Source organism: Amycolatopsis orientalis (assembly GCF_000943515.2).
Lineage (GTDB): Bacteria > Actinomycetota > Actinomycetes > Mycobacteriales > Pseudonocardiaceae > Amycolatopsis > Amycolatopsis orientalis.
The window spans coordinates 2732995-2757189 of the sequence record NZ_CP016174.1 but is presented as its reverse complement, the minus strand read 5'-3'; the positions used below and the strand labels follow the sequence as shown (position 1 = coordinate 2757189).

Genomic DNA, 24195 nt, shown 5'->3' with positions numbered 1-24195 from the left:
TGCTGCCATCCGCCACCGACAGTTTTCGACGGGAGCAGTAACCTCCCGGGCATGGCCGCCGCCGAAGTCCGCCCCGCCGTCGTGTCCGACGCCGCCGAGATCGCCCGTATCCAACGCGACACCTGGCGAAGCGCCTACACGGAACTGCTCGGCGAAGCGGCCGTCGCCGAACTCGACGTCGTGGAACTCGAGAAGACCTGGGCCGAAACGATCGAGTACCCGGGGACGCGCGTCTTCCTCGCCACCGAAGGCGAGTTCACCGTCGGCTTCTGCGTCGCCGGACGGGCGCCGGAGAGCGAGGTGGCCGCCGCCGACGGATCGCTGCCCGACGACGCCCCGACGACGGCGCTCATCGCGTCTCTGCTGGTCGAGCCGCGCTGGGGACGGCGAGGGCACGCGGGACGGCTGCTGGCGAACGCGTCCGCCTGGCTGCGCGGGGACGGCGCCACCCGCGGGATCAGCTGGGTCGCCCAGACCGATCACGCGTCACTGGGCTTCTTCCGCCGCGCGGGCTGGTCGCCCGACGGGACCGTCCGCATCCTCGACACCGGAAGCACGAACGTGCGCGAGGTCCGGCTCACCGGCGCCCTCGACCTCGAACTCACTTCCTGACTTCGCGAACACCACCCAGCGCATCACCGAGTACATGAAGACGCCTTCGCACGCCCCGGCGATGAGCCGGGACAGGCGATAGTCGACGCCCAGCGCGGCCAGTCCCGCGCCGACGCCGAGCAGGAACGCCACGTAGTTGACGACGATCGCGATGACGTACAGCACCGCCTGCCTGCCCACGGGCGCGTGCGAGCGGAAGTTCATGCTGCGGTTCAGCACGAAGCTCAGCCCGAACGCGGTCGCGTACGCGAGCGTGATCGCCAGCCACACCGGCAGGCCGAGCCAGCCGCGCAGCAGGGTCAGCAGGATCAGGTCGACCGCGAAGGTGAACCCGTTGATGAGCGCGAAACCGAGGAAACTCGGCGCCACCAGCCGGGAAAGCCCGAAGGGGAGGCGCCGGACCACGGCCGCGCAGAAGTCGGCGAAGCGATCCGCGAAACCCTTGCCGCGGACCGCGTCGTGCACGTCGGCCACGAAGCCCAGCATGGCAGCGGCAGGTGGCCGCGAGCCGACGAACAGGTGATCTTCTGGTACGCCCTGGAAGCCGGGAACGGGGGTTATCCCCAGTGCGTCCTGTTTTTCAGCTGATAGCTTGGAGAGAACGAAGATAACGGGGAGGCAACGATGGTGGGCTGGTTGCTCCTGTCGTTCGGTGTGGCCTTCGGCTCCGCGATCCTTCCCGTCGTCAGCGTCGAAATGTTCCTCATCGGCCTCTGCGCGAGCGAACCGACCTTGCCGTGGCTGCTGCTCGGCGCCGTCGTCGCCGCGGGCCAGGTGGGTGGGAAGACGCTCTACTACCTCGCTGCGAAGGGCACCATCAAACTGCCGAAGCCGCTGCACGACCGGCTGCACCGGGAACGCCCGCCCACCCCGCGTCGCGAACGATGGCGGGCGCGGACCAAGAAGATGCGCGCCCGGCTCGACGCCCTCCGCGAACGCTGTCACCGGCATCCGCACTGGATGGCGGGCACCTACGGGGTGAGTTCGGTCCTCGGGCTGCCGCCGTACATGGCCACGAGCGTGCTCGCGGGGCTGGTGAACATGCCGCTGGCGAGCTTCCTGGCGACCGGGTTCCTGGGCCGCTGGCTGCGGTTCAGCCTGCTGGCCGCCTCACCCGCCCTCTTCGCCGGCTGGTTCCACTACTGAGCGAGCCACGCATTTAGAAAGGGGTAAGGCAAACGTGGCGCGATCGGCTCGCTGCCGCGAAGGCCCCCTTGTCTGCCCTCACGGTAGTGAAGAAGGCCTTCACCACCGCGTGCCCGGTGAAGGGTTCCCCGAGGAGGCGGGACACGCCTCGCGACTGTCCATAAGGGACGGTTTCCGGGGACTCGGCGTCCGATTGATGTCGATCTGTGCGGTCCCGTGCGGGGTCGTGAGTGGCAATGAGGGTTAGAACGCTGTTTGCCACTCACGACCACCTCGCGAGACCGGGCAAACTGCTCAAAGCGGACATCGAACGCCGGGAAAGTGTCCCTTGTGGACACCCGTGGTCACGGCCCGACTTCCGTCCGTCACTCCGGACCCGCACCGGGACGCGCCACATTTGGCTTACCCCTCATTGGAGGACTAAGTGCGGGAGGCGGCTTCGAGTTCGACGGCGCGCCGCATGGTCGCGCGGGCTCGCTTCCGGTCCCCCGCGATCTCGTACGCGTACGCCAGCCGGTACCAGACGCGCCAGTTCTCCTGATCCGCCTCGACCTCGGCCCGGCGCTCGTCGAACCACGCGTCCGCGGCGTCGCGATCCACCCGGCCCGACGGCCGCCGGGGCAGGTCGGAGACGTCGGGCAGGCCGCCTTCTTCGTCCAGCCGCCGCGAAAGGCGCTGGATCTGGACGCCGGAGCGCCAGGTGGTCACGATGATCCAGATCCCGAGCAGCGGCAGCAGGAGCACACCGACGCCGAAGAGCACCGGCACCGTCTCGCCGGTGCGCAGCAACGCGATCGCCCGGCCGGCCAGCAGGACGACGTAGACGGCGAGCGCCGCCGTCATCACCAGCGCGAAGTTGCGGGCCCTCACAGGTCGAGGATGTTCTCGAGACCGACCGTCAGGCCGGGCCGCGTGAGCACCGAACGCACCCCGAGCAGCACCCCCGGCATGAACGACGTGCGGTGCAGCGAGTCGTGCCGGATGGTCAGGGTCTCCCCTTCGCCGCCGAACAGGATCTCCTCGTGCGCCACCAGTCCGGGCAGCCGGACCGAGTGCACGCGGACGCCTTCGACGAGCGCGCCGCGGGCACCGTCCACTTCGGACGTCGTCGCGTCGTCACCGGGAGCGAGACCGGCTTCCGCGCGGGCCTCGCCGATCAGCCGCGCGGTATGCGCGGCGGTGCCGGAGGGCGCGTCGGCCTTGCGGTTGTGGTGCAGCTCGATGACCTCGGCCGAGTTGTAGAACCGTGCCGCCTGCTGGGCGAAGCGCATCGCCAATACCGCGCCGAGGGCGAAGTTCGGCGCGATGAGCACGCCGAGCGACGGGTCGGCGGCGAGCCACGAGCGCAGCTTCCCCAGCCGCTCCTCGCTGAAGCCGGTGGTGCCGACGACGGCGTGGATCCCGTTACCCGTCAGGAATTCCAGGTTGCCCATCACCGCGTCGGGATGGGTGAAGTCGACGACGACCTGCGCCTGCTTGAGCGCCGCGAAGTCGTCACCGGCGTCGAGCGCGGCGACGAGTTCCATGTCCTCGGCGCCGTTGACGGCGCCGACCACTTCCTGGCCCATCCGGCCGCGTGCGCCCAGCACGCCGACGCGAATCCCAGCGGTCATGATGCGATCACCTCGTGCAGATCGTCCGGAAGGTCGTCGGCGTGAGCGTACGGCCCGACCACCGCCGCCGCCGACACGCCACCAGGGCGGTGGAGCAGAGTGCGAGCGAGCGCACAGACCTCTTCGGTGGTGACGGCGTCGATCCGCGCCACCGTGTCGTCGACGCCGAGATACCGCCCGTAGTTCAGTTCGTTCTTGCCGATCCGCGACATCCGCGACGACGTGTCCTCCAGGCCGAGCACCAGCCCGCCCCGCAGCTGCCCCTTCGCGCGCGCGACCTCGGCTTCGCTCAGCCCGTCCTTGCCGACGAGTTCGAGCACCTCGCGGATCACGCCGGCGACCTCGCCGAGCTTTTCGGGCTGGCAGCCCGCGTACACGGCCATGTGCCCGGCGTCGGCGTAGCTCGCGACGGACGAGTACACCTGGTACGCCAGCCCGCGCTTTTCGCGGACTTCCTGGAACAGCCGCGAACTCATCCCGCCGCCGAGTGCGGCGTTGAGCACCGACTGCGCGAACCGCCGGTCGTCGTGCCGTGACAGCGAACGCAGACCGAGCATGACGTGCGCCTGCTCGGTGTCGTCGGTGTGCAGGGCGAGCTTCGGCACCATCGCGATCCGCGCACGGCCCGACCGCGGCGGCACCGGGGTGGCCGTCCCGGTGAGGCGGTTCCGCAGGGCCTTGCGGACCAGGCGGAGCACCTGGCCGTGCTCGATGTTCCCGGCGACGGCGAGCACCATCCGCGGCAGCGTGTAGCGGCGCCGGTAGAACCCGCGCAGCGCCGAGGCGGACATCTCCACAATGGACTTCTCGCTGCCGAGCACGGGACGGCCCAGCGGGTGCTCGCCGAGGATCGCGCCGACGAAGGTCTCGTGCAGCAGGTCCTCGGGGTCGTCGTCCCGCATCGAGATCTCTTCGAGCACGACACTGCGCTCGGTCTCGACGTCCTTGTCCGTGCACAGCGCCTCGAACACGACATCGGTCACGAGGTCCATCGCGAGCGGCAGGTCCTCGTCGAGCACCTGCGCGTAGTAGCAGGTGTGCTCCTTCGCGGTGAACGCGTTGAACTCGCCGCCGACCGCGTCGATCTCCTCGGCGATCTGGGTGGCGTCGCGGTTCGTGGTGCCCTTGAACAGCAGATGTTCGAGGTAGTGCGCGGCGCCTTCGACCGAGGACGGCTCATCACGCGATCCGACACCGACCCACAGCCCGACCGTCACCGACCGGGACGCGGGCACGTGCTCGGTGATCACCCGGAGGCCACCGGCCAGCACGCTGCGCTTGACCACCGCACCGTCCGAAGTGGACTCGAGCGTACGGGTGCTGCCGACGGGCTGCTCGTGCCCGGCTGTGCTTGATCGCGCCAACGGATCCCTTACTCACATGTCATGAAAGGGTCGTTCAGGACGACTCGCGTCCCGAACGACCCTTTCATGGCGTTTCACATCGATCTGGCCGGACCTACTGGGCGTCGGCCTTCGGAGCGTCGGCCTTCTCGCCTTCGGCGGCCTTGGCGTCCGCCGTGTCCTCTTCCTGGACCACGATCAGGCTGATCTTGCCGCGGTTGTCGATGTCGGCGATCTCGACGCGGAGCTTGTCGCCCACGTTGACCACGTCCTCGACCTTGGCGATCCGCTTGCCGTTGCCCAGCTTCGAGATGTGCACCAGGCCGTCCTTGCCCGGCAGCAGCGAGACGAACGCGCCGAACGCGGCCGTCTTCACCACGGTGCCGAGGAAGCGCTCACCGACCTTGGGCAGCTGCGGGTTGGCGATGGCGTTGATCTTGTCGATCGCCGCCTCCGCCGACGGGCCGTCGGCCGCGCCCACGTAGATCGTGCCGTCGTCCTCGATGGAGATGTCGGCGCCGGTCTCCTCGGTGATCGAGTTGATCATCTTGCCCTTCGGGCCGATGACCTCGCCGATCTTGTCCACCGGGATCTTCACGCTGGTGACGCGCGGGGCGAACGGGCTCATCTCGTCCGGCGCGTCGATCGCCTCGGCGATGACCTCCAGGATGGTGAGGCGAGCGTCCTTCGCCTGCTTCAGCGCGGCCGCGAGGACCTCCGACGGAATGCCGTCGAGCTTCGTGTCGAGCTGCAGCGCGGTGATGATGTCCTTGGTGCCGGCGACCTTGAAGTCCATGTCGCCCATGGCGTCCTCGGCACCGAGGATGTCGGTCAGCGCGACGTAGCGGGTCTCACCGTCGACCTCGTCGGAGATGAGGCCCATGGCGATGCCGGCGACCGGCGCCTTCAGCGGGACACCCGCGTTCAGCAGTGCCATCGTCGAGGCGCAGACCGAGCCCATCGAGGTGGAGCCGTTGGAGCCCAGCGCCTCGGAGACCTGGCGGATCGCGTACGGGAACTCGTCCCGCTTCGGCAGGACCGGGACCAGGGCGCGCTCGGCGAGCATGCCGTGGCCGATCTCGCGCCGCTTCGGCGAACCGACGCGGCCGGTCTCGCCGGTGGAGAACGGCGGGAAGTTGTAGTGGTGCAGATACCGCTTCGTGGTCTCCGGGGAGAGCGAGTCGATCTGCTGCTCCATGCGGAGCATGTTCAGCGTGGTGACGCCCAGGATCTGGGTCTCACCGCGCTCGAACAGCGCGGAACCGTGCGCCCGCGGGATCACGGCGACCTCGGCGGCGAGCGACCGGATGTCGGTCAGGCCGCGACCGTCCATGCGGATCTTGTCCGTGAGGACGCGCTTGCGCATGATCTTCTTCGACAGGGCCTTGAACGCCGCGCCGATCTCCTTCTCACGGCCCTGGAAGGCTTCGCCCTCGCCCAGGCCGATCTTCTCCAGCACCGCGGCCTTGACCTGGTCGGTCGCGTTGTCGCGGTCCTGCTTGCCCGCGATGGTCAGGGCGTTCGCGAGGTCGTCGGTCGCGATGGCGGCGACGGCGTCGAAGGCGTCCTGCTCGTAGGCGAGGAAGACCGGGAACTCGCCGGTCGGCTTGGCGGCCAGCTCGGCCAGCTGCTGCTGGGCCTCGCACAGCACCTTGATGAACGGCTTCGAGGCTTCGAGCCCCTCGGCGACGGCGATCTCGTCCGGCGCCTTGCCACCGTCGGCGATCAGGTCGAGCGTGCGCTCGGTGCCCTCGGCCTCGACCATCATGATCGCGACGTCGTCACCGACGATGCGGCCGGCGACCACCATGTTGAAGGTGGCGTCCTCGAGCTGCTTCCAGGTCGGGAACGCGACCCACTGGCCCTCGATCAGCGCGACGCGGACGCCGCCGACCGGACCGGAGAACGGCAGGCCGGCGATCTGGGTCGAGGCCGAAGCCGCGTTGATCGCGAGCACGTCGTACGGGTCGTCCGGGTTGAGGCTCTGGACGGTGATGACGACCTGGATCTCGTTGCGGAGACCGTCGGCGAACGACGGGCGCAGCGGCCGGTCGATCAGGCGGCAGGTGAGGATCGCGTCGGTCGACGGGCGGCCCTCACGGCGGAAGAACGCGCCGGGGATGCGCCCGGCGGCGTACATCCGCTCCTCGACGTCCACGGTCAGCGGGAAGAAGTCGAAGTGGTCCTTCGGGTGCTTCGACGCGGTGGTCGCCGAGAGCAGCATGGTCTCTTCGTCGAGGTACGCGACGACGGCGCCGGCGGCCTGACGGGCCAGGCGGCCGGTCTCGAAGCGAACGGTGCGAGTGCCGAAACGGCCGTTGTCGATGACGGCTTCGGTTTCGTGCACGGTGACTCCGGTGGAGTCGGTCATAGGGTGTATCTCCTCTTTTGTTCCTCTGTAATGACGCGAGTCTCCCACCCTGGGACCTGTTTCGCCTGCGGACGCGCGAGGAGTGATGCCGGTCTTCGATCGAAGCCCCCGGGCCGTTACCCGGGAACCACTACCGAGGACCGGCGGACGGATCCTCGTGCGCGCTCGCGCCATGCCCCTCACGTGGAGAGGGCGTTCTGTTCTTAAGCCGAGGGGGAGCGACCGCTGTGGCCACTCCCCCTCGGGTTCAAGCTATCGGCGGAGGCCGAGACGCTGGATCAGCGCACGGTATCGCTCGATGTCCACCTTCATCACGTAGTTCAGCAGCCGGCGGCGGCGGCCGACCAGCAGCAGAAGCCCGCGACGGGAGTGGTGGTCGTGCTTGTGAGCCTTGAGGTGCTCGGTGAGGCCGACGATGCGCTTGGTCAGCAGCGCGACCTGGGCCTCGGGGGATCCGGTGTCCGAGTCGTGCACGCCGTACTCGGCAAGGATCGACTTCTTTTCTTCGGTGGACAACGCCACTGTGGTGCTCCTAGATACTCTGTGCCGTGCGGCCCGGACGCTGCTTCACGCCGGGTGAGACGGTCGCGGCCGCCACGGACTGCAGCCGGACCCAATCATCGAGGTTACCAGCCTCGTGATCAGCGGCTTCAGGCGCGGGCGCGCTTCAGCTCGTACGACCGGGTCACCCGGTAGCTCGACGCGCCCTGCTCACGGTCACTGCGGATCAGAACGGCTTCGGTGGCCGTCCAGGTTCTGCTGGTGAACCGGGCCAGCCGCTCCTCCCACGCGCTCGCGGCCATCGGCCGGTCGCGGGGGAAGCGGGCCAGTGTCAGGTGGGCCGTGTACGGCCTGCCCTCGTCCTCCGCGCCCGCCTTGACGGCCAGCTCGTGGAGCCCGGTTCCGGTGACACTCAACCACAGCACCCCGGGGAATGTCGCGGCCTTTTCCAGCCGGACGTCGATCGCGGTCGCCTCCGCCAGCCGTCCGGCGAGCCACTCGCCCCGTTCCCCGGGGTCGTCCTCACCGTAGAAACCGAGGGTGACATGCCAATGTTCCCGCCGTGACCAGCGGAAATCGCCGTCTTCGGGTGCGCCCAGCGCCGTCGCGACCTCGTCGAGGACGTCGTCAGGCGGGATCAGGGCGCTGAAGAGGTTCATCAGGAACTCTTGGCCGCCCGGCGCAGCAGGTCCGCCAGTGCGGGGAAATCGTCGTCGAGCAGCTTCGCGGCTTCGGTGAGGTCTTCGTCCTCACCGATGTCCCGCAGCGCCACGAGCACGCCCTGGTCGTCGGCGACGGCGCCGACCGGGATGCTGTCGCGGCCCACCGTCGGCCGCGAGTCGCGGACGTCTTCGAGCGCCTCCTGCATGGCCTTGCGGTCCCCCGCGGCGACCGCCGGGACCAGCACCTTGCGCTCCAGCATGATCATCTTCGCGAGCACGACCGGGTTGCCGATCTTCGCGCGGCGCCCGCTCATCACCTGGCTGAGCATGGGCGCGCTGATGCCGAGGACCTCGGCGAGGAAGGCCTGGGAGATGTCGAAGGCGACGACCAGTCTCCGCACGCGATCGCCGAGCGGCTCCCCGTACCACTCCCTCTGCAGCGCGATGTTCCGCTGGACGATCTTGTGGTCCTCCACCTGGCCCGCTCCCCTTAACCCCATCGAACGCCACGCGCGGTCTGTGACATCTTGCCACCCGGACGCACCGTGACGGGCGTGTTCGTACATTCTCACCCGGCCCCGGCCGGGTCCAGTTCAGTCCTGCTCGCCCAGCAGTTCCCTGGTCCGGCGGACGTCGTCGTCGATCTGCTTCACCAGACCCTCCGACGTCGGGAACCGGACCTGATCCCGCAGCTTGGCGACGAAATCGAGTGCGACGTGCTGCCCGTAGAAGTCCTCGTCGATGTCGAGGACGAAGGCCTCGACCGTGCGTTCCCGCCCGGAGAAGGTCGGATTGGTCCCGACCGACACGGCGGCGCGCAACCTGCGGCCAGGATCCGACGAACGGGTGAACCAGGCGCCGTAGACCCCGTCGGCGGGCACCGCGGCGAACCGCGGCGTCGACAGGTTCGCCGTCGGGTAGCCGAGATCGTGTCCCCGGCCGTCGCCCCGGACGACGATGCCCTCCAGCCGGTGCGGCCTGCCGAGCGCCTCGGCCGCCGCGACGACGTCACCGGCGTCGATGCACGAGCGGACGTAGGTCGAGGAGAAGGTGATCTCGTTCTCCGTCTGCTGCCGCGCGAGCAGTCCCTGCAGTTCCGCGCCGTGCGCGACGAAGCCGAACCGCTTCCCCAGTGTGCGCAGGAGGTTGACGTCACCGGCGGCCTTGGCGCCGAAGGTGAAGTTCTCCCCCACGATCACCGCGGCCGCGTGCAGCTTGTCCACCAGGACCTCGTGCACGAACTCGTGCGCCGTCAGCCGCGACAGTTCCAGCGTGAACGGCAGCACGCAGAAGACGTCCACGCCCAGGCCCTCGACCAGTTCCGCCTTGCGGCGCAACGTGGACAGCTGCGCGGGATGGCTGCCCGGCCGGATCACCTCCGACGGATGCGGGTCGAAGGTCAGCACCACACTCGGCACGCCGCGTTCGGCGGCGGCGCGGACCGTCCTCGAGATCAGCTCCTGATGTCCGCGGTGCACGCCGTCGAAGACGCCGATCGTCACCACGCACCGTCCCCAGCTCCCGGGGAGGTCACCCAAACCACGCCAACGCTGCACTTGTGCCCCGTCTCCTCCAGGCCTGCTCCGTGCACCACCCTAAGCGGGCAGCAACACGACCACCGAGCGGGCCAGTTCGCCTTCGTCCGCGGCGAGTGCGAGCACCCGGCCGTCCGGTCCGAACATGCCGTAGGTGCCCTCGATCCCGGCCGCGGGCACCCTCTGTCCATATCGGACCGCCTGGGCCGCGCGAGCGTCCAGGTCGCGGCGCGGGAACGCGGCGGCGACGGCGGCGTCGAGGTCCAGCGACAGTTCCGGTTCGGCCTCGAGCTGGTCGAGGGTGCGTGCCTTGGCGAGGGTGAACGGCCCGACCGTGGTGCGCCGCAGCGCGAGCAGATGCCCGCCGGCGCCCAATCCGGCGCCGAGATCGCGGGCCAGCGCCCGCACGTAGGTCCCGGACGAGCACTCGACGATGGCGTCGAGTTCGATCCGGCCCGCCTCCCGGCGGGTGGCGAGCAGATCGAACCGGTGCACGGTGACCGGACGCGGCGGGATGACGACCTCTTCGCCCGCGCGGACCCGGGCGTACGCGCGCTTACCGTCGATCTTGACCGCGCTGACCGCGCTCGGCACCTGCTGGATGTCGCCGGTCAGGGCGGCGATCCCGGCGGCGATCGCGTCGTCGGTGATCTTCTCGACGGTTTCGGGGGCGGCTTCGGCGATCGGCTCGCCCTCGGCGTCGTCGGTCGTGGTGGACAGTCCCAGCGAGAGGGTCGCGAGATAGGTCTTGCGGTCCAGGGCCAGATGGCCGAGGAGTTTGGTCGCGCGTTCGATGCCGAGCACCAGGACGCCGGTGGCCATCGGATCCAGAGTGCCGGCGTGCCCGACTTTGCGGGTGCCCATGAAGCGACGCGCCCTGGAGACGACGTCGTGGGAGGTCATCCCGGAAGGCTTGTCGACGATGACGAGACCGGGCGGCGGAGCGGGACGTTTCTTGGCTTGAGCCTGATTGGGGCGCGACACGGGGCGAACCCTATCTTTCGGGCCTCCGCCTAGGACGAGACGGGCAGCGGCGCCTCGGCGTCCCAGCGGCGGCGCCGGATCTGCACCGGGATCTCCTCGCCGCGGGCCTCGGCTTCGAACAGCACGGCGCGGGTGCGGCGCCACCACACGAGCATCCGGAAAGTGCCGAACGCGAGCACCGCCATGACCGACAGCAGCGCCCAGCGGAACGCGCCGCCCGTCCACTCCAGCAGCACCCCGACGGCGAGCGCCGAGATCGTCGTCGCCACGAAACCGCCGACGTTCACGACACCGGTGGCGGTGCCGACCCGGGCGAGCGGGTTGTAGTCCCGCGCGAGCGCGAAACCGATCATCGACACGGGGCCGCCGAGGGAAAGGAACGCGAACGCGGGCACCAGGACCGCGACCGGGATCGTCCCGCTCCAGCCGAGCAGGACCGCCCACAGCACCGCGGCGGCGCCGATGTACCCGCCGACGAGCGGCATCCGCAGCGACGGGCGCCGTCCGATCAGGGCGCCGACCACGGGACCACCGATCATCGAACCGAACACGAAGACGATCAGCAGCGAACTCGCGGTGGCCTTCGGATAACCCTGTCCCTGCACCAGGAACGGGACGCCCCACAGCATGGTCAGCACGTTGGGCGCGAACATCGTGCTGAAGTGGACCCAGAAGCCGAGCCGGGTCCCCGGCGTGCGCCAGGCGTCGGCGACCTGGCGGCCCAGCGCCTTCGGCCGCACCTTTTCGCGCACGGGCTCCGGGGCGCCGCGCGGGATGTCCTCGACGCGGAGGGCGACGACGGCGGTGTACAGCGCGGTCACCAGGCCGACGGCGAGGAAGGTCGGGGTCCAGCCGGGGCCGTCGAGCAGCAGGCCGAGCGGGAGGGTCGCGCCGAGGTTGCCGACGTAGCCGATGGCCCCGGTCAGCGCGGCGATCAAGGCGTACTGGCGGCCGGGGAAGTGCGCGGCGATCAACCGCAGGATGCTCACGAAGGTCAGCGCGTCACCGAAGCCGACGACGGCGCGGGCGAGCAGCCCCAGCGGGTAGGAATCGGCGACCGCGAGCAGGATCTGGCCGAGCCCCAGGAAGAACACGGCACCGGTGAGCACGCGGCGCGGGCCGTAGCGGTCGACGAGGACGCCGGTGGGGATCTGCATGGAGGCGTAGACGCCGACCTGCAGGACGGTGAAGGTGCCGAGCGCGGCCGCGCCGACGCCGAAGCGGTCGGCGGCCTGCAGCCCGGCGACGCCGAACGACGTGCGGTGGAAGACGGCGAGCAGGTAGACGGTGACGGCGGCGAGCCAGATGAACCAGGACCGGCGGGTGGCTCGGCCTGTCACGGTGTTCCTCCTCGGGACGGTTTTCGGGCGAGAACAGGCGCCCGCACTGCCGCCCCAGTAGTTGTATCGCCTAAGCAACGGCGAAACATACCCGTTACCCGGGTGGTTTTCGCCACAGCCTCGATGATCTCGGTGGTGGCGGCGTGTCAGGCAGTGCGGACGGCGCCCTCGACGGCCCAGCGGCCCGAGCGCCACCGCACCAGCAAGGTCGCCAGCCGCAGCAGCATGAACAGCGACAGCCCGGTCCAGATCCCGGCCAGCCCCCAGCCGAACGCGAGCGAAAGCCAGATCAGCGGGAGGAACCCGGCCGCCGCGCTCAGCAGGGTCGCGTTGCGCAGGAACGCCGCGTCGCCCGCGCCGAGCAGGACGCCGTCCAGCGCGAACACCACCCCGGCTATCGGTTGCAACGCGACGAAGAACCACCACGCGTGCGGGATCTCACCGAGCACGCCCGCGTCCGAAGTGAACACCTGCGGCAGCACCCCCGCCAGCGACGCGAACACGACCCCGAGGAAGCAGCCGAAAACCAGGCCGTAGGCGGTGATCTGGCTCGACACCCCCCGCGCCCGTTTGCTCGCACCGGCGCCCAATGCCGCTCCCACCAGCGATTGCGCCGCGATCGCCAGCGAGTCCAGCACGAGCGCGAGGAACGTCCACAGCTGCAGGACGACCTGATGCGCGCCCACGGCCTCGGTGGACGTCCTCGCGGCGACGGCGGCGGCGGAGACGAAGCACGCCTGGAAGGCGAGGCTGCGCAGGACCAGATCCCGGCCGAGGCCGAGCTGGGCACGCATCACCTTCGGCTCCGGCCGCAGCGGGACCCGCTCCCGCACCAGTGCCACGACGAACAGCGACGCCGAGATCACCTGCGCGACGACGTTCGCGATCGCCGAACCTTCCAGCCCCCAGTCCGCGCCGTACACCAGCACCGGGCACAGCACGGCGGAGATCCCGTTGCCCGCCAGGACATAGCGCAACGGTTTCGCGGAATCCTGCACGCCGCGCATCCAGCCGTTGCCCGCCATCGTGATCAGGATGAACGGCGTCCCGAACAGCGCGATCCGCAACCAGGAGACGGCGGCGTCGGTGATCGCCGCGTCCCCGGAGAGCACCCGCGCGATGGGCGCGGCCAGCAGCTGCCCGGCGACGATCACGACCAGCCCGACGATCACCGCCAGCCACGTCGCCTGGACACCTTCGCGGACGGCGTCGCCACGACGTCCGGCGCCGTGCAGCCGCGCCGTGCGTGACGTGGTGCCGTAGGAGAGGAACGTCAGCTGGCTGGAAACCTGCGACAGCACGACACCGCCGACGGCGAGCCCGGCCAGCGGCAACGCGCCGAGATGGCCGACGACGGCCGTGTCCACCAGGACGTACAGCGGTTCGGCGGCGAGGACGCCCAGCGCGGGCACGGCGAGACCGAGCACGCGTTTCGGTGGGACGCGCTCGTCGACTTCGGAAGCTTCAGGCACCACCGCAGACTAATGGTCTGGTACGACAGTCCCAGTCGCCGGGAACCCGGCCGTTCGCTCAGCGGAGGAACGGCTCGTAACGTCGTTGCAGGCGCCGGGCTTGGATCTGCCGCGTGGTGTCGAGCGAGACACTGACGAGGAAGACGAGGACCAGCTGCAGAGTCACGGCGGCGACGGGCACCCTCGGGCTGACGTCCAGCAAGGCCAGACCGGTGACCGGGATCAGCGCGACCACTCCCGAGCAGAACGCCCCGAAGGCGATGATCCGGCGGTTCACGTAGTCGAGGTATTCCGCGGTCGGGGTGCCCGGCCGGATCCCGGGGACGAAGCCGCCCACCCGCGCCAGTTCGGCCGCCACCTTGTCCATGTCCTGTGTCACGGCCGCTCTGCTGAAGGCGAAGAGGCAGACGAGGACGAAGTAGACCGCGATCCGCCCGGGATTCCCCTCGTCGCGCAGCCACTCCAGCCAGGACGCTCCGGGCAGGAGAACCGGCACGGACAGCAGCACCGCGGCCAGAACGGCCGGGCTGTTCGACTGGGGGAACCGAAGCGGGATGTAGGTCGAGGTTCCGCCGTAGGCGCGCGTGCCGATCATCCGCTTGGCGTACTGCACCGGGACGCGACGCTGTCCCTGCGCGAGGACGATCGTGATCACCGTGACCGAAAGCGTCACCACGGCCATGACCGCGATGGCGGCCCAGCCCGTCTTTTCGTACAGGCGAAGGAACTCCGGCGGCAGCACCGCCAGGATCTGCGCGAGCAGCAGGATCCGGACGCCGTCGCCGAAGCCGCGGTCGGTGATCACCTCGGTCAGCCGCGTGACCACCGCCGCGCCCGCCGTCAGGCACGCCACGGCGACGGCCGATCGGCCGTCGAGGACTCCTTGGCCGCGGAATCCGAGTACGGCGACGGCACCCAGCAGTCCGAGCAGGACGGTGAGCCGCCGCCGGTACCGCGTCAGCACCCGGGCACCGGCCTCCCCTTCGGCGCGCAACGCCGCCAGCCTGGGGATCAGGGCGATCAGCGCCCGCAGGACGGGCGGGGCGGCCAAGCAGGGAAGGACGCCGAAGGCGAACACCGGGAGCGTGGACAGGCCACCGCCGGTGAGGAGGTCGAGGATCCAGCGCAGCGGATGATCGCCTTCCGGTGCGCGGACGGTCACGTGGGGAGTGGGCAGGCTCTGGCCCAGCCGGTACACCACGACCACGCCCAGCGTGACCAGGATCCGGCGGTGAAGGGAGGCGTGGTCGTTCATCGTGAGGTTCACGCTAGGGACGGCGCATGAAATTCCGATGACGCGGACACGCGCCCTTACAACAGCGGCGCCCTCGACAGTGCCGCCCTCAACCGATCGAGTACCTCGCCCGCCGTCCCCTCCGCGGTGCACCCGGCCGCTTGGCGATGTCCACCGCCGCCGAGTTCCCCGGCCGCCGCCGAGACGTCGACCCCGCCCGTGGACCGGAGCGAGATTTGCCACCGCTGTCGCGGCCCGGTCGGTTCGGCTTCCTTGAGCACCACGGCGACCCCGGCCTCCCGGGTGGACCGGACGACGTCGATGACCGCCTCGACCTCTTCGCCGCGCACGGTCCGTGCGGCGTCGAGTGTCACGACCGCGTAGGCGAGCCCGAAGCCGCGTGCCTCCTCCGGTTCGAGCCGGGCCCCCGCGAGGACGTCCGAAAGCATCGGCAGCCAGGCGAACGGGTGATCGTCGACGATCTCGCGGACCACCTTGTCCGGGTCGACGCCCGCTTCGAGCAGCTTCGCCGCCATCAGGTGGGTGGACGGCCGGGCCCGGCGGAACCCGCTCGTGTCGGTGACCAGCCCCGCGTAGAGGCAGCGTGCGATCGGCTCGTCGATCTCGGTGCCGAGTTCGGCCAGCAGCGCGAAAACGAGGACGGCGGTGGCTTCGGCGGTGTCGTCGACGACGTGTTTCGTGCCGTAGAAGACGTTGGACGCGTGGTGGTCGATCACCAGGACGTCACCACCGGCCGCGCGGACGGCGTCCACCCGCGGCGCGAGTTTCCCGAGCCTGCCCGGCGTGGGCGTGTCGAGCGCGACCAGCAGCTGTTCACTCTCCGGAAGTTCGCTCGCGGGGACGTACAGCCCGCCGACGTCGAGGCTTCGCAGGGTCTCGGGCATTTCCTCGGGCTCGCCGACGGAGACGCGGACCTTGACCCCTCCTCTCAGCTGGAGGGCCCGTCCGAGCGCGAGCGCGCTACCGAGCGCGTCGGCGTCCGGACGTACGTGGCCGAGCAGTGTCACGTCGTTCGCGCGCGCCAGCAGGGCGGCGGCGTCCTTGAGGTCCTGCGCCAAAGTCGTCGTCACAATGAGTCAAGCTACGCTCTACCGGATGTCCGAGTACGCGATCCTGGTCTACCCGTCCGCCAACCGGGTCTACACCGACTCCGCTCCCGCCCTGCTGCGCGCGGAGCTGGCGGTGTTCGGTCTGTCCGCTTTGGAGACCGAGGTCTCCGACATCGGCGAGACGGAACTCGGCGGCGTCGGCTACATCACCTTCACCACACCCGCCCCGCTGAGCGAACGCGATCTCGCGCTCCTTTCGAACCTTTCCGCGCTGTACGCGCTGTTCGAACTCGGCGACGGTGTCCTGCGGCCGGTCACGATCAGCCCGCTGGCGAAGTTCGACTCGGATCTGCTGACCATCCAGAAGTACCCGGGCAAGACGAACGAGCTGTTCACCAAGCTGCTCGTCAACGTCACCCTGCTGTCGACGGCGGATCCGGCCGCGATGCTGGAGAAGCCGCTGCATCTGCTGGATCCGTTGTGCGGCCGCGGCACCACGCTGAACCAGGCGATGATGTACGGCTTCGACGCGACCGGTCTCGACGTCGACGGCAAGGATTTCGACTCCTACGAGCTGTTCATCAAGACCTGGCTGAAGCAGAAGCGCGTCAAGCATCTCGCTGAATCCGGTCAGGTGCGCCGCAACAAGGTCCGGCTCGGCAGGCGGCTCGACATCGGGTTCGGGATCACGAAGGAGCAGTACAAGGCGGGCGAGGTCCGCAAGCTGAGCTACCTCAACTGCGACACGCTCACCACGGACGAACTGCTGCGGCCGAACTCGGTGGACCTCATCGTCACCGACGCCCCATACGGCGTGCAGCACGGCAGCCACCGCACCCAGGACGCGTCGCTCGCGCGCAGCCCGCGGGATCTGCTCGCGGCCGCGGTCCCGGTGTGGACGCGGGTACTGCGGCCCGGCGGCGCGCTCGGCATCTCGTGGAACACCAACGTCGCGCCGCGCGAGGAACTCGCCGCGATCCTGGACAAGGCGGGGCTGGAGGTCCGCGACGACGGCCCGTTCGCGGAGTTCTCGCACCGGGTGGACCAGGCGATCGTGCGGGACCTGATCGTCGCCGCCAAACCCGCCTGACCGCCCGCCCAACCCCACTCCCCGCGTTTAGTCCTCTGGATGCGGTGGGAGAGCGCGTTTAGAGGACTAAACGCGGGTGGGGGTCAGCCGGCGAGGTGGTGCTGGACCACCTCGCGCAGCTGGATCTTGACGTTCTCCAGTGCCGCCGTCAGGTCGTCGATCAGCCCGACGGCGTTCTGGATGGCGCCCTGGAGGGTGTCCGCGGTGGCGGTGTGCCCCAGCAGCGCCACCACCTGGTTCTGGATGGCTTCGAGTTCGGCTTTGGTCGCCAGCGCGACGCCGGTGGGGACCTGGTCGGCGAGCGCGTTGACCCCATCAGGCGATGCGTTCCCCCACGAACTTCATCGCTTCGGGCAGGATGCCGCGCCAGTAGGCCTCGTTGTGCTCGCCGGGGGAAATCTTCGCGACGGCGGGATCGAGCGCCTTGATGAGTTTGCGGTCGGCGCCCGCGAAGGGATCCGAAGTGCCGCACCACACCCCCGTCGACGACGCCGAGAGTTCACCGGCGTGCAGCAGGGGCTCGTTCGCCTCCCACTGGGCGCGGTCGGCGAACACCTTGCGGGACTTGGCATCGGGCCAGCTCACGAACAGCGCGGCACTGGCGACGGCGACGGCTTTGAGATCCTTGTGGTCCCGGGCGTAGCGCAGCGCGCCGAAACCGCCCATGGAGATCCCGAACATCGCCGACGGCGGCCGCAGCTCACGCTGGGCGAGCCAGCCGGGGAGTTCGTCGGTGAGCATCCGCTGCGGGTCGTCGCCCTTGCCGACGTCCACCCAGTAGTTGTCACCGTCGACGGCGGCCACCGCGAAACCGGGCAACCCGGCCGCGACGACCTGGTTCAGCGCGTTCTGCACGCCGAGGTCCAGGAACGTCCGGGCGTCCGCGCCGCGTCCGTGCAGCGCGACGCAGACCGGCAGCCCGACCCGCGACGCGCCGTCCGGCGCGATGATGACGAGGTTGACGTCCCGGTTCCGGGCCGCCGAACGCATCTTCTGCACTGTGACCGCTTCGGTCAGCGGGGTCGGGCTGGCCGGTGGGGACACCGGCGGTGGTCCCACCAGAGGTTTCTTCTCGGTGCCACAAGCGGGAATCAGCACCGAACCCCCGAGAGCCGCGGCTCCGAGCAGCAGGGCACGCCGGTTCACGGCGTGGCCCGCTTTCTCAGCTCCGGCTCTCCTCATCGGCGAACTCATCGTCATCTGCCTCTTCCCGTGGCGCCTTGTACGGGTCGGCTTCACCGGCGTGCTGCGCGCCGGTCGCCCGGCGGGCGACCTCCGCGTCGGCTTCGCGGGCCTTCGCGAGGAGATCCTCGATGCGCTTCGCGTCCTCGGGGATGCTGTCGGCCACAAAAGCCAAAGTGGGCGTGTAGCGGACACCCGTGCCCTGCCCGACCTTCGTGCGCAGCACACCGCGGGCGGATTCCAGCGCCGCGGCGGCACCCGCGTGATCGGGGGTGGACTCCAGGTTCTCGCCCAGAACCGTGTAGTAGACCGTGGCGTCGTGCAGGTCCGCCGTGATCTTGGTGTCGGTGATCGTCACGTAGTTGAGCCGCGGATCCTTGATGTCGTGCTCGATCGCGTGGGCGACGATCTGTGAGATCCGCTTGGCGAGCTTACGAGCCCGAGCGGGGTCGGCCATGGGGATTCGTCTCCTCGAAAATCTTTACTGTCAGTCATCCGGGCCGAGTAGCCGTCGATGGGCCGAGAGCAGTTCGAACTCCGGTCTGCCTGCCATCAACCGCTCACACGAGTCGAGTACGTCCCGGACGTGCTCGCCGGTCGCGGCGACCACGGCCACTCCGACCAGGGCACGCCGGTGCAGGTCCTGGTGACCCGCTTCGGCGACGGAGACGTCGAAACGCCTGCGCACCTCGGCCAGCACCGGCTTGATCACGGATCGCTTCTGCTTGAGCGAGTGGACGTCGCCCAGCAGGATGTCGAGCTCCAGGGCTCCTACGAACATGTGCGGTTCTGGATTGTGTAGAAGGTGAAGCGGCGCTCCCCCGCCCAGCTGCGAGGGAGCGCCGCCGTGTCACTTACGCACGCGGCTTTTCGCGCTGCTCGTACGTCTCGATGATGTCGCCGACCTTGAGGTCGCTGTACGACCCCAGCGTCAGACCACACTCGTACCCGTCGCGAACCTCGACCACGTCGTCCTTGAACCGCCGCAGCGAGCTGATCGGCAGGTTCTCGGCGATGACGGTCGCGTCGCGGAGCAGACGGGCCCGCGCGTTGCGGCGGATCTCGCCCGAGATGACGAGACAACCGGCGATGGTGCCGATCTTCGACGACTTGAAGACGTCGCGGATCTCCGCCTTGCCGAGCTCGACCTCTTCGTACTCCGGCTTGAGCATGCCCTTCAGGGCCTGCTCGATCTCCTCGATCGCCTGGTAGATGACCGTGTAGTACCGGACGTCGACGCCTTCGCGGGTGGCCCGCTCGGTCGCCTTGCCCTGCGCACGGACGTTGAAGCCCAGGACGATCGCGTCGGACGCGGTCGCCAGGTCGATGTCGGACTCGGTGACGCCACCGACACCGCGGTGGACGACGTTGAGTTCGACGTCGTCGCCGACCTCGAGCTGCACCAGCGAGGCTTCCAGCGCCTCGACGGTACCGGAGTTGTCACCCTTGATGATCAGGTTGAGGCTGTTCGTCTCCTTCAAGGCGGAGTCGAGGTCCTCGAGGCTGACCCGCTTGCGGCGCGACGCGTTGAGGGCGTTGCGCGTCCGGGCGGAACGGCGCTCGGCGATCTGCCGGGCGACGCGGTCCTCGTCGACCACCAGGAAGGTGTCGCCCGCGCCCGGCACCGAGGTGAACCCGATGACCTGGACGGGACGCGAAGGCAGCGCCTCGGTGACGTCGACGTTGTGCTCGTCGACCATCCGGCGGACGCGGCCGTAGGCGTCACCCGCCACGACCGAGTCGCCGACCCGCAGCGTGCCTCGCTGGACCAGCACCGTGGCCACCGGACCGCGGCCGCGGTCGAGGTGGGCCTCGATCGCGACACCCTGGGCCTCCATGTCCGGGTTGGCCCGGAGGTCCAGCGCGGCGTCGGCGGTCAGCAGGATCGCTTCGAGCAGGCCGTCGATGTTGATGTTCTGCCGCGCGGAGATCTCGACGAACATCGTGTCGCCGCCGTACTCCTCGGCGACCAGGCCGTACTCGGTCAGCTGCTGCCGGATCTTGTCCGGGTTCGAGCCTTCCTTGTCGATCTTGTTGATCGCGACCACGATCGGGGCCTTCGCGGCCTGCGCGTGGTTGATCGCCTCGACCGTCTGCGGCATCACACCGTCGTCGGCCGCCACCACGATCACCGCGATGTCGGTCGAGTTGGCACCACGGGCACGCATGGCGGTGAACGCCTCGTGACCCGGGGTGTCGATGAAGGTGATCAGACGCGGGTTGCCTTCGAGCTCGGTCTCGATCTGGTAGGCGCCGATGTGCTGGGTGATGCCACCGGCTTCACCTTCGCGCACCTTCGTCTTGCGGATCGTGTCGAGCAGGCGGGTCTTACCGTGGTCGACGTGACCCATGATGGTCACGACCGGCGGCCGGATCTGCAGATCCTCTTCCTCACCCGCGTCTTCGCCGTAGGTGATGTCGAAGGTCTCCAGCAGCTCCCGGTCCTCTTCCTCGGGACTGACGACCTGAACGTTGTAGTTCATTTCGCCGCCGAGCAGTTCCAGGATGTCGTCGGACACCGACTGCGTCGCCGTGACCATCTCACCGAGGTGGAAGAGCACCTGCACCAGCGAAGCCGGGTTGGCGTCGATCTTCTCGGCGAAGTCGGTCAGCGAGGCACCGCGCGGCAGCCGGATCGTCTCGCCCTGGCCCTTGGGCAGGCGGACGCCGCCGACGCTGGGCGCCTGCATGTTGTCCATGTACTCCTGGCGCTTCTGCCGCTTCGACTTGCGACCCTTGCGCGAGGGGCCACCGGGACGCCCGAAGGCACCCGCGGTACCGCCACGGCCACCGGGGCCGCCACGACCGCCGCCGCCACGGAAACCGCCGCCACCGGCCGGGGCACCGCCGCCGCCACCGGGGCCACCGCCACCGGGACGGAAACCGCCGCCACCGCCACCACCGGGACGGAAACCGCCACCGCCGCCACCGCCACCGGGACCGCCGCGGAAACCTCCGCCGCCGCCACCGGGACCGCCACGGGCGCCGCCACCGGGCCCACCACGGGCACCGCCGCCAGGACCACCACGGCCGCCACCGGGACCACCGGCCGGACGGGCCGGGCGGCCCGGCATCATGCCGGGGTTCGGGCGCGGGGGCATGTTGCCCGGGCTCGGGCGGTTACCGCCGGGAGCGCCGCCACCGGGACGCGGGGCCGGACGGTCGCCGCCCTGCCCGCCACCGGGACGCGGCGGACGGTTGTCGCCACCCTGCTGGTTTCCCCCGCCGGGACGGGGACCCGACGGACGCGGGGCCGGCGAACCGGAACCCACACCGAACGGGTTGTTGCCGACGCGCGGGGTGCGCGGGCCGGGCTTCGGGCCACCGGGCTTGGGGCCCTGCGGCTTCGGCGGGACGACCGAACCCTGCGACGGCGTCGAGGACGCCGGCGGGGTGGCCGGTGCTGCCGGGGTTTCCTTGGTTTCGGACTGCTTCGGCTCGGCCGGAGCGGCCTTCGCCGCCGGAGCCACCTCTTCCTTGGGCGCCGGCGGCTTGGGGCCGGGGCGCGGACCCGGGCGGACACCCGGGGTGGAGGGGCGGGGCTGCTGCGGAGCCGGGGCCGACGCGGCCGGAGCGGACGCGGCGGGAGCCTGGGTCTGAGCCGCGGGCGCGGGCTGGGCCTGCTTCGCGGCCGGAGCCGGGGCGGCGGGCTTCGCGGGAGGCGCGGGCGAAGGGCGCGGGCCGGGAACCGGCTTCTTCTTGCCGTCCTTGGACGGGTACGCGTCACGGAGACGACGGGCGACGGGCGCCTCGACGGTGGACGACGCGGACTTCACGAACTCGCCCTGTTCCTTCAACTTGGCGAGAACTTCCTTGCTGGTGATGCCGAGCTCTTTCGCGAGCTCATGTACTCGGGCCTTGCCTGGCACAGCTCTCCTCATCTGGGGAGGCCGGCGGCAGACCCGCAGACCTCGTCCTATTGTCGCGCGTTCATTGATTCAGCTTCACGGCTGACTCATGACGGGTCGACCTGCTTCCTGATTCCATCCGGCACCGGGGATGTCCCGGCGCCCTTTAGCCTTCGGCGAGAAGCTCCAGGCGTTCGTGGACACCCTGGGCGTCGAGCGACCCCGGAACACGAAGTGCTCGGGGAAATGCCCTGCGCCGCTCGGCCTTGGCCAGACAGTCCGGCGCGGGGGGCAACCAAGCACCCCGGCCCGGCAACCGCCGACGTTCGTCGACGATCAGCCGCCCATCCGCCGCGACCACTCGCAGCAACTCGCCGATCAAGGCCCGCCTACGGCAACCGACACAGGTGCGAACCGGAGTTTTCCGGTCATGCTGGAGGTCGGTTCCCGGCCGCGGGCTCTGAACCACTCGTAAGTCTAGCGCTTCGACCCTCACTCAGCCGAACCGGTTGCCGCGGCGGGCCGCTGCTGCCCGGCGTGGGCTTCGTCACCCTGCTCAGGGGCGGCGTCGCTGCGGATGTCGATCCGCCATCCGGTGAGCCGCGCGGCGAGGCGGGCGTTCTGCCCTTCCTTGCCGATCGCGAGCGAAAGCTGGAAGTCCGGGACGACGACGCGAGCGGTCTTGGCCCGCTCGTCGACGACCCGAACGGATACAACCTTCGCGGGCGACAGCGCATTCCCGACGAACTTGGCCGGGTCTTCGGAGAAGTCGATGATGTCGATCTTCTCACCCGCGAGTTCGCTCATCACGTTGCGCACGCGCGCGCCGACCGGGCCGATGCAGGCGCCCTTGGCGTTGACGCCGGGCACCGTCGAGCGGACGGCGATCTTCGTCCGGTGCCCGGGTTCGCGCGCGATGGCGGAGATCTCGACCGTGCCGTCGGCGATTTCGGGGACCTCGAGGGCGAAGAGCTTGCGCACCAGGTTCGGATGCGAACGCGACAGCGTGATCTGCGGGCCGCGGTTACCGCGCGAGACGGTGACGACGTAGGCCTTGATCCGGCTGCCGTGCTCGTAGGACTCGCCGGGCACCTGCTCGACCGACGGCAGCACGCCTTCGATGTCGCCCACCTGGATGACGACCATGCCGCGGGCGTTGGCGCGCGCGTCGCGCTGCACCACACCGGCGACGATCTCGCCCTCCTTGGCGGAGAATTCGCCGAAGGTCTTCTCGTGCTCGGCGTCGCGCAGGCGCTGCAGGATGACCTGCCGCGCGGTGGTCGCGGCGATCCGCCCGAAGCCTTCGGGGGTGTCGTCCCACTCCTCGTCGGTCTGGCCGTCCGGGGTGAGGGTGTGCGCGAGCACGCGGACCAGGCCGCTCTTGTGATCGATGTCGATCCGGGCGTGGGGCTGGTGGCCCTCGGTGTGTTTGTACGCGGTGAGCAGCGCTGTCTCGATCGCTTCGATCACCGTCTCGAAGGGGATGTCCTTGTCCCGTTCGATCGCGCGCAGCGCGGCGATGTCGACGTTCACTTCGGCTCCTCCTTCGGTTCGGTAGCGGCGGCGGACTGGGTGCCGCCGGTCAGGGCCGCGGCATCGTTTTCCAACAGTTTCAGGTCCTCGGCAGGTGGTTGCTTGAACTCGATCTCGATGACCGCCTTGGCCACCGAGGCGTATCCGACGTCCCGGATCTCGCCGTCGACGAGTACCCGCGCCGCCTTCTCCCCCGCGTGCCCGACGCGGCCGATGAACGCGGCCCCTTCGGCCGGGGTGACCTTGACCAGGCGGAACTTCGCGCGCCGCCAGTGCCTCCGCTGGGTCAGCGGCCGGTCCAGGCCCGGTGAGGTCACTTCGAGGGTGTAGGCGCTGGCGAGCACGTGCTCGTTCTCGTCGAGCGCGGCGGAGACGGCGCGGCTGACGCTCGCCACCTCGTCCAGCCCGACGCCGTCGTCCCCGTCGACCACGACCTTCACCAGCTGACGGCGGCCTGCTTGCTGGACCTCGAAGGAATCGAGGTCGAAACCCGCGGCCTGGACGGCTTCGGCCACGATGGGCTCCAGCCTGCTGGCGAGGTCGTTGGGCACGGTGGAGCGCTCCTGTTCGGCTGTGGGCGACCCGGCGGCGTGGATCCGGGTTCGGTAGTGGACCAGCTTATCTGGTGACCCCCGCGTGACGCGCGAGCGGCGGCCCCG

Annotated in this window: 24 protein-coding genes and 1 pseudogene; 3 read left to right on the top strand and 22 right to left on the bottom strand. The window is 69.7% G+C overall.

Annotation, left to right across the window (positions count from 1 at the left end; translation table 11 throughout):
- Positions 1-51 precede the first annotated feature (51 nt).
- On the top strand, positions 52-612 hold the full coding sequence (locus SD37_RS41940) for a GNAT family N-acetyltransferase (protein ID WP_083254953.1): 561 nt from the start codon (positions 52-54) through the stop codon (positions 610-612).
- 18 nt (positions 613-630) lie between these two features.
- Here the strand turns inward: SD37_RS41940 and SD37_RS12195 are convergent.
- Positions 631-1098: pseudogene (locus SD37_RS12195) on the bottom strand (GtrA family protein); the annotation flags it as partial.
- 138 nt (positions 1099-1236) lie between these two features.
- Here SD37_RS12195 and SD37_RS12190 point away from each other — a divergent pair.
- Positions 1237-1758: a YqaA family protein gene (locus SD37_RS12190; RefSeq protein WP_044854136.1), complete on the top strand. Its 522-nt coding sequence runs from the start codon at positions 1237-1239 to the stop codon at positions 1756-1758.
- Positions 1759-2178: 420 nt separating this feature from the next.
- Here SD37_RS12190 and SD37_RS12185 read toward each other — a convergent pair whose 3' ends face one another.
- The 13 genes from SD37_RS12185 to SD37_RS12125 form a co-directional block, all read right to left on the bottom strand.
- On the bottom strand, positions 2179-2628 hold the full coding sequence (locus SD37_RS12185; protein ID WP_037304352.1) for a tetratricopeptide repeat protein: 450 nt from the start codon (positions 2626-2628) through the stop codon (positions 2179-2181).
- Complete coding sequence (gene dapB / locus SD37_RS12180; protein ID WP_044854135.1) at positions 2625-3371, bottom strand: 4-hydroxy-tetrahydrodipicolinate reductase; 747 nt, start codon at positions 3369-3371, stop codon at positions 2625-2627. Before dapB ends, SD37_RS12185 begins: the two co-directional genes overlap by 4 nt.
- Positions 3368-4735, bottom strand: a complete 1368-nt coding sequence (locus tag SD37_RS12175) for a M16 family metallopeptidase (protein WP_044854134.1) — start codon at positions 4733-4735, stop codon at positions 3368-3370. Before SD37_RS12175 ends, dapB begins: the two co-directional genes overlap by 4 nt.
- 94 nt (positions 4736-4829) lie before the next feature.
- Positions 4830-7085: a polyribonucleotide nucleotidyltransferase gene (locus SD37_RS12170; protein WP_044854133.1), complete on the bottom strand. Its 2256-nt coding sequence runs from the start codon at positions 7083-7085 to the stop codon at positions 4830-4832.
- Between the two features lie 252 nt (positions 7086-7337).
- Positions 7338-7607: a 30S ribosomal protein S15 gene (gene rpsO, locus SD37_RS12165; RefSeq protein ID WP_003084034.1), complete on the bottom strand. Its 270-nt coding sequence runs from the start codon at positions 7605-7607 to the stop codon at positions 7338-7340.
- A gap of 128 nt (positions 7608-7735) precedes the next feature.
- The gene (gene thpR / locus SD37_RS12160; RefSeq protein ID WP_044854132.1) at positions 7736-8245 is read right to left on the bottom strand and encodes an RNA 2',3'-cyclic phosphodiesterase; all 510 of its coding nucleotides are present in this window, start codon (positions 8243-8245) and stop codon (positions 7736-7738) included.
- Positions 8245-8724, bottom strand: a complete 480-nt coding sequence (locus SD37_RS12155) for a helix-turn-helix domain-containing protein (RefSeq protein WP_044854131.1) — start codon at positions 8722-8724, stop codon at positions 8245-8247. The genes thpR and SD37_RS12155 overlap by 1 nt, the downstream gene beginning before the upstream one ends.
- Positions 8725-8841: 117 nt before the next feature.
- Positions 8842-9804, bottom strand: coding sequence for a bifunctional riboflavin kinase/FAD synthetase (locus tag SD37_RS12150; RefSeq protein ID WP_083254952.1), 963 nt, complete (start codon positions 9802-9804; stop codon positions 8842-8844).
- A 39-nt stretch (positions 9805-9843) separates the two neighbouring features.
- On the bottom strand, positions 9844-10767 hold the full coding sequence (gene truB / locus SD37_RS12145) for a tRNA pseudouridine(55) synthase TruB (protein ID WP_083254951.1): 924 nt from the start codon (positions 10765-10767) through the stop codon (positions 9844-9846).
- A 29-nt stretch (positions 10768-10796) separates the two neighbouring features.
- Positions 10797-12107, bottom strand: a complete 1311-nt coding sequence (locus SD37_RS12140; RefSeq protein WP_044854128.1) for an MFS transporter — start codon at positions 12105-12107, stop codon at positions 10797-10799.
- A gap of 146 nt (positions 12108-12253) precedes the next feature.
- Positions 12254-13582 carry an MATE family efflux transporter gene (locus SD37_RS12135; RefSeq protein WP_044854127.1) on the bottom strand — a complete coding sequence of 443 codons (1329 nt, stop codon included), beginning with the start codon at positions 13580-13582 and terminating at the stop codon, positions 12254-12256.
- 55 nt (positions 13583-13637) lie between these two features.
- Positions 13638-14834 carry a preprotein translocase subunit SecY gene (locus SD37_RS12130; RefSeq protein ID WP_044854126.1) on the bottom strand — a complete coding sequence of 399 codons (1197 nt, stop codon included), beginning with the start codon at positions 14832-14834 and terminating at the stop codon, positions 13638-13640.
- Between the two features lie 56 nt (positions 14835-14890).
- Positions 14891-15904, bottom strand: a complete 1014-nt coding sequence (locus tag SD37_RS12125) for a DHH family phosphoesterase (RefSeq protein ID WP_044854125.1) — start codon at positions 15902-15904, stop codon at positions 14891-14893.
- 25 nt (positions 15905-15929) lie between these two features.
- Here SD37_RS12125 and SD37_RS12120 point away from each other — a divergent pair, with 25 nt between their 5' ends.
- Positions 15930-16973, top strand: a complete 1044-nt coding sequence (locus tag SD37_RS12120; protein WP_044854124.1) for a TRM11 family SAM-dependent methyltransferase — start codon at positions 15930-15932, stop codon at positions 16971-16973.
- Between the two features lie 83 nt (positions 16974-17056).
- Here SD37_RS12120 and SD37_RS12115 read toward each other — a convergent pair whose 3' ends face one another.
- The 8 genes from SD37_RS12115 to rimP all read right to left on the bottom strand — a co-directional run bounded on the left by SD37_RS12115 (position 17057) and on the right by rimP (position 24087).
- Positions 17057-17206, bottom strand: a complete 150-nt coding sequence (locus SD37_RS12115) for a hypothetical protein (protein ID WP_236725352.1) — start codon at positions 17204-17206, stop codon at positions 17057-17059.
- 82 nt (positions 17207-17288) lie between these two features.
- Complete coding sequence (locus SD37_RS12110; protein WP_044854123.1) at positions 17289-18155, bottom strand: alpha/beta hydrolase; 867 nt, start codon at positions 18153-18155, stop codon at positions 17289-17291.
- Positions 18136-18612, bottom strand: a complete 477-nt coding sequence (rbfA, locus tag SD37_RS12105; protein WP_044854122.1) for a 30S ribosome-binding factor RbfA — start codon at positions 18610-18612, stop codon at positions 18136-18138. Before rbfA ends, SD37_RS12110 begins: the two co-directional genes overlap by 20 nt.
- Before the next feature lie 30 nt (positions 18613-18642).
- Positions 18643-18936 carry a DUF503 domain-containing protein gene (locus SD37_RS12100; protein WP_037304368.1) on the bottom strand — a complete coding sequence of 98 codons (294 nt, stop codon included), beginning with the start codon at positions 18934-18936 and terminating at the stop codon, positions 18643-18645.
- A gap of 73 nt (positions 18937-19009) precedes the next feature.
- Positions 19010-22024, bottom strand: coding sequence for a translation initiation factor IF-2 (gene infB / locus SD37_RS12095; RefSeq protein WP_044854121.1), 3015 nt, complete (start codon positions 22022-22024; stop codon positions 19010-19012).
- A gap of 145 nt (positions 22025-22169) precedes the next feature.
- Positions 22170-22364 carry a YlxR family protein gene (locus SD37_RS43725; protein WP_236725458.1) on the bottom strand — a complete coding sequence of 65 codons (195 nt, stop codon included), beginning with the start codon at positions 22362-22364 and terminating at the stop codon, positions 22170-22172.
- A gap of 131 nt (positions 22365-22495) precedes the next feature.
- Positions 22496-23536, bottom strand: coding sequence for a transcription termination factor NusA (gene nusA, locus SD37_RS12090; protein ID WP_044854120.1), 1041 nt, complete (start codon positions 23534-23536; stop codon positions 22496-22498).
- Complete coding sequence (rimP, locus tag SD37_RS12085) at positions 23533-24087, bottom strand: ribosome maturation factor RimP (RefSeq protein WP_044854119.1); 555 nt, start codon at positions 24085-24087, stop codon at positions 23533-23535. Before rimP ends, nusA begins: the two co-directional genes overlap by 4 nt.
- Between the last annotated feature and the right edge of the window lie 108 nt (positions 24088-24195).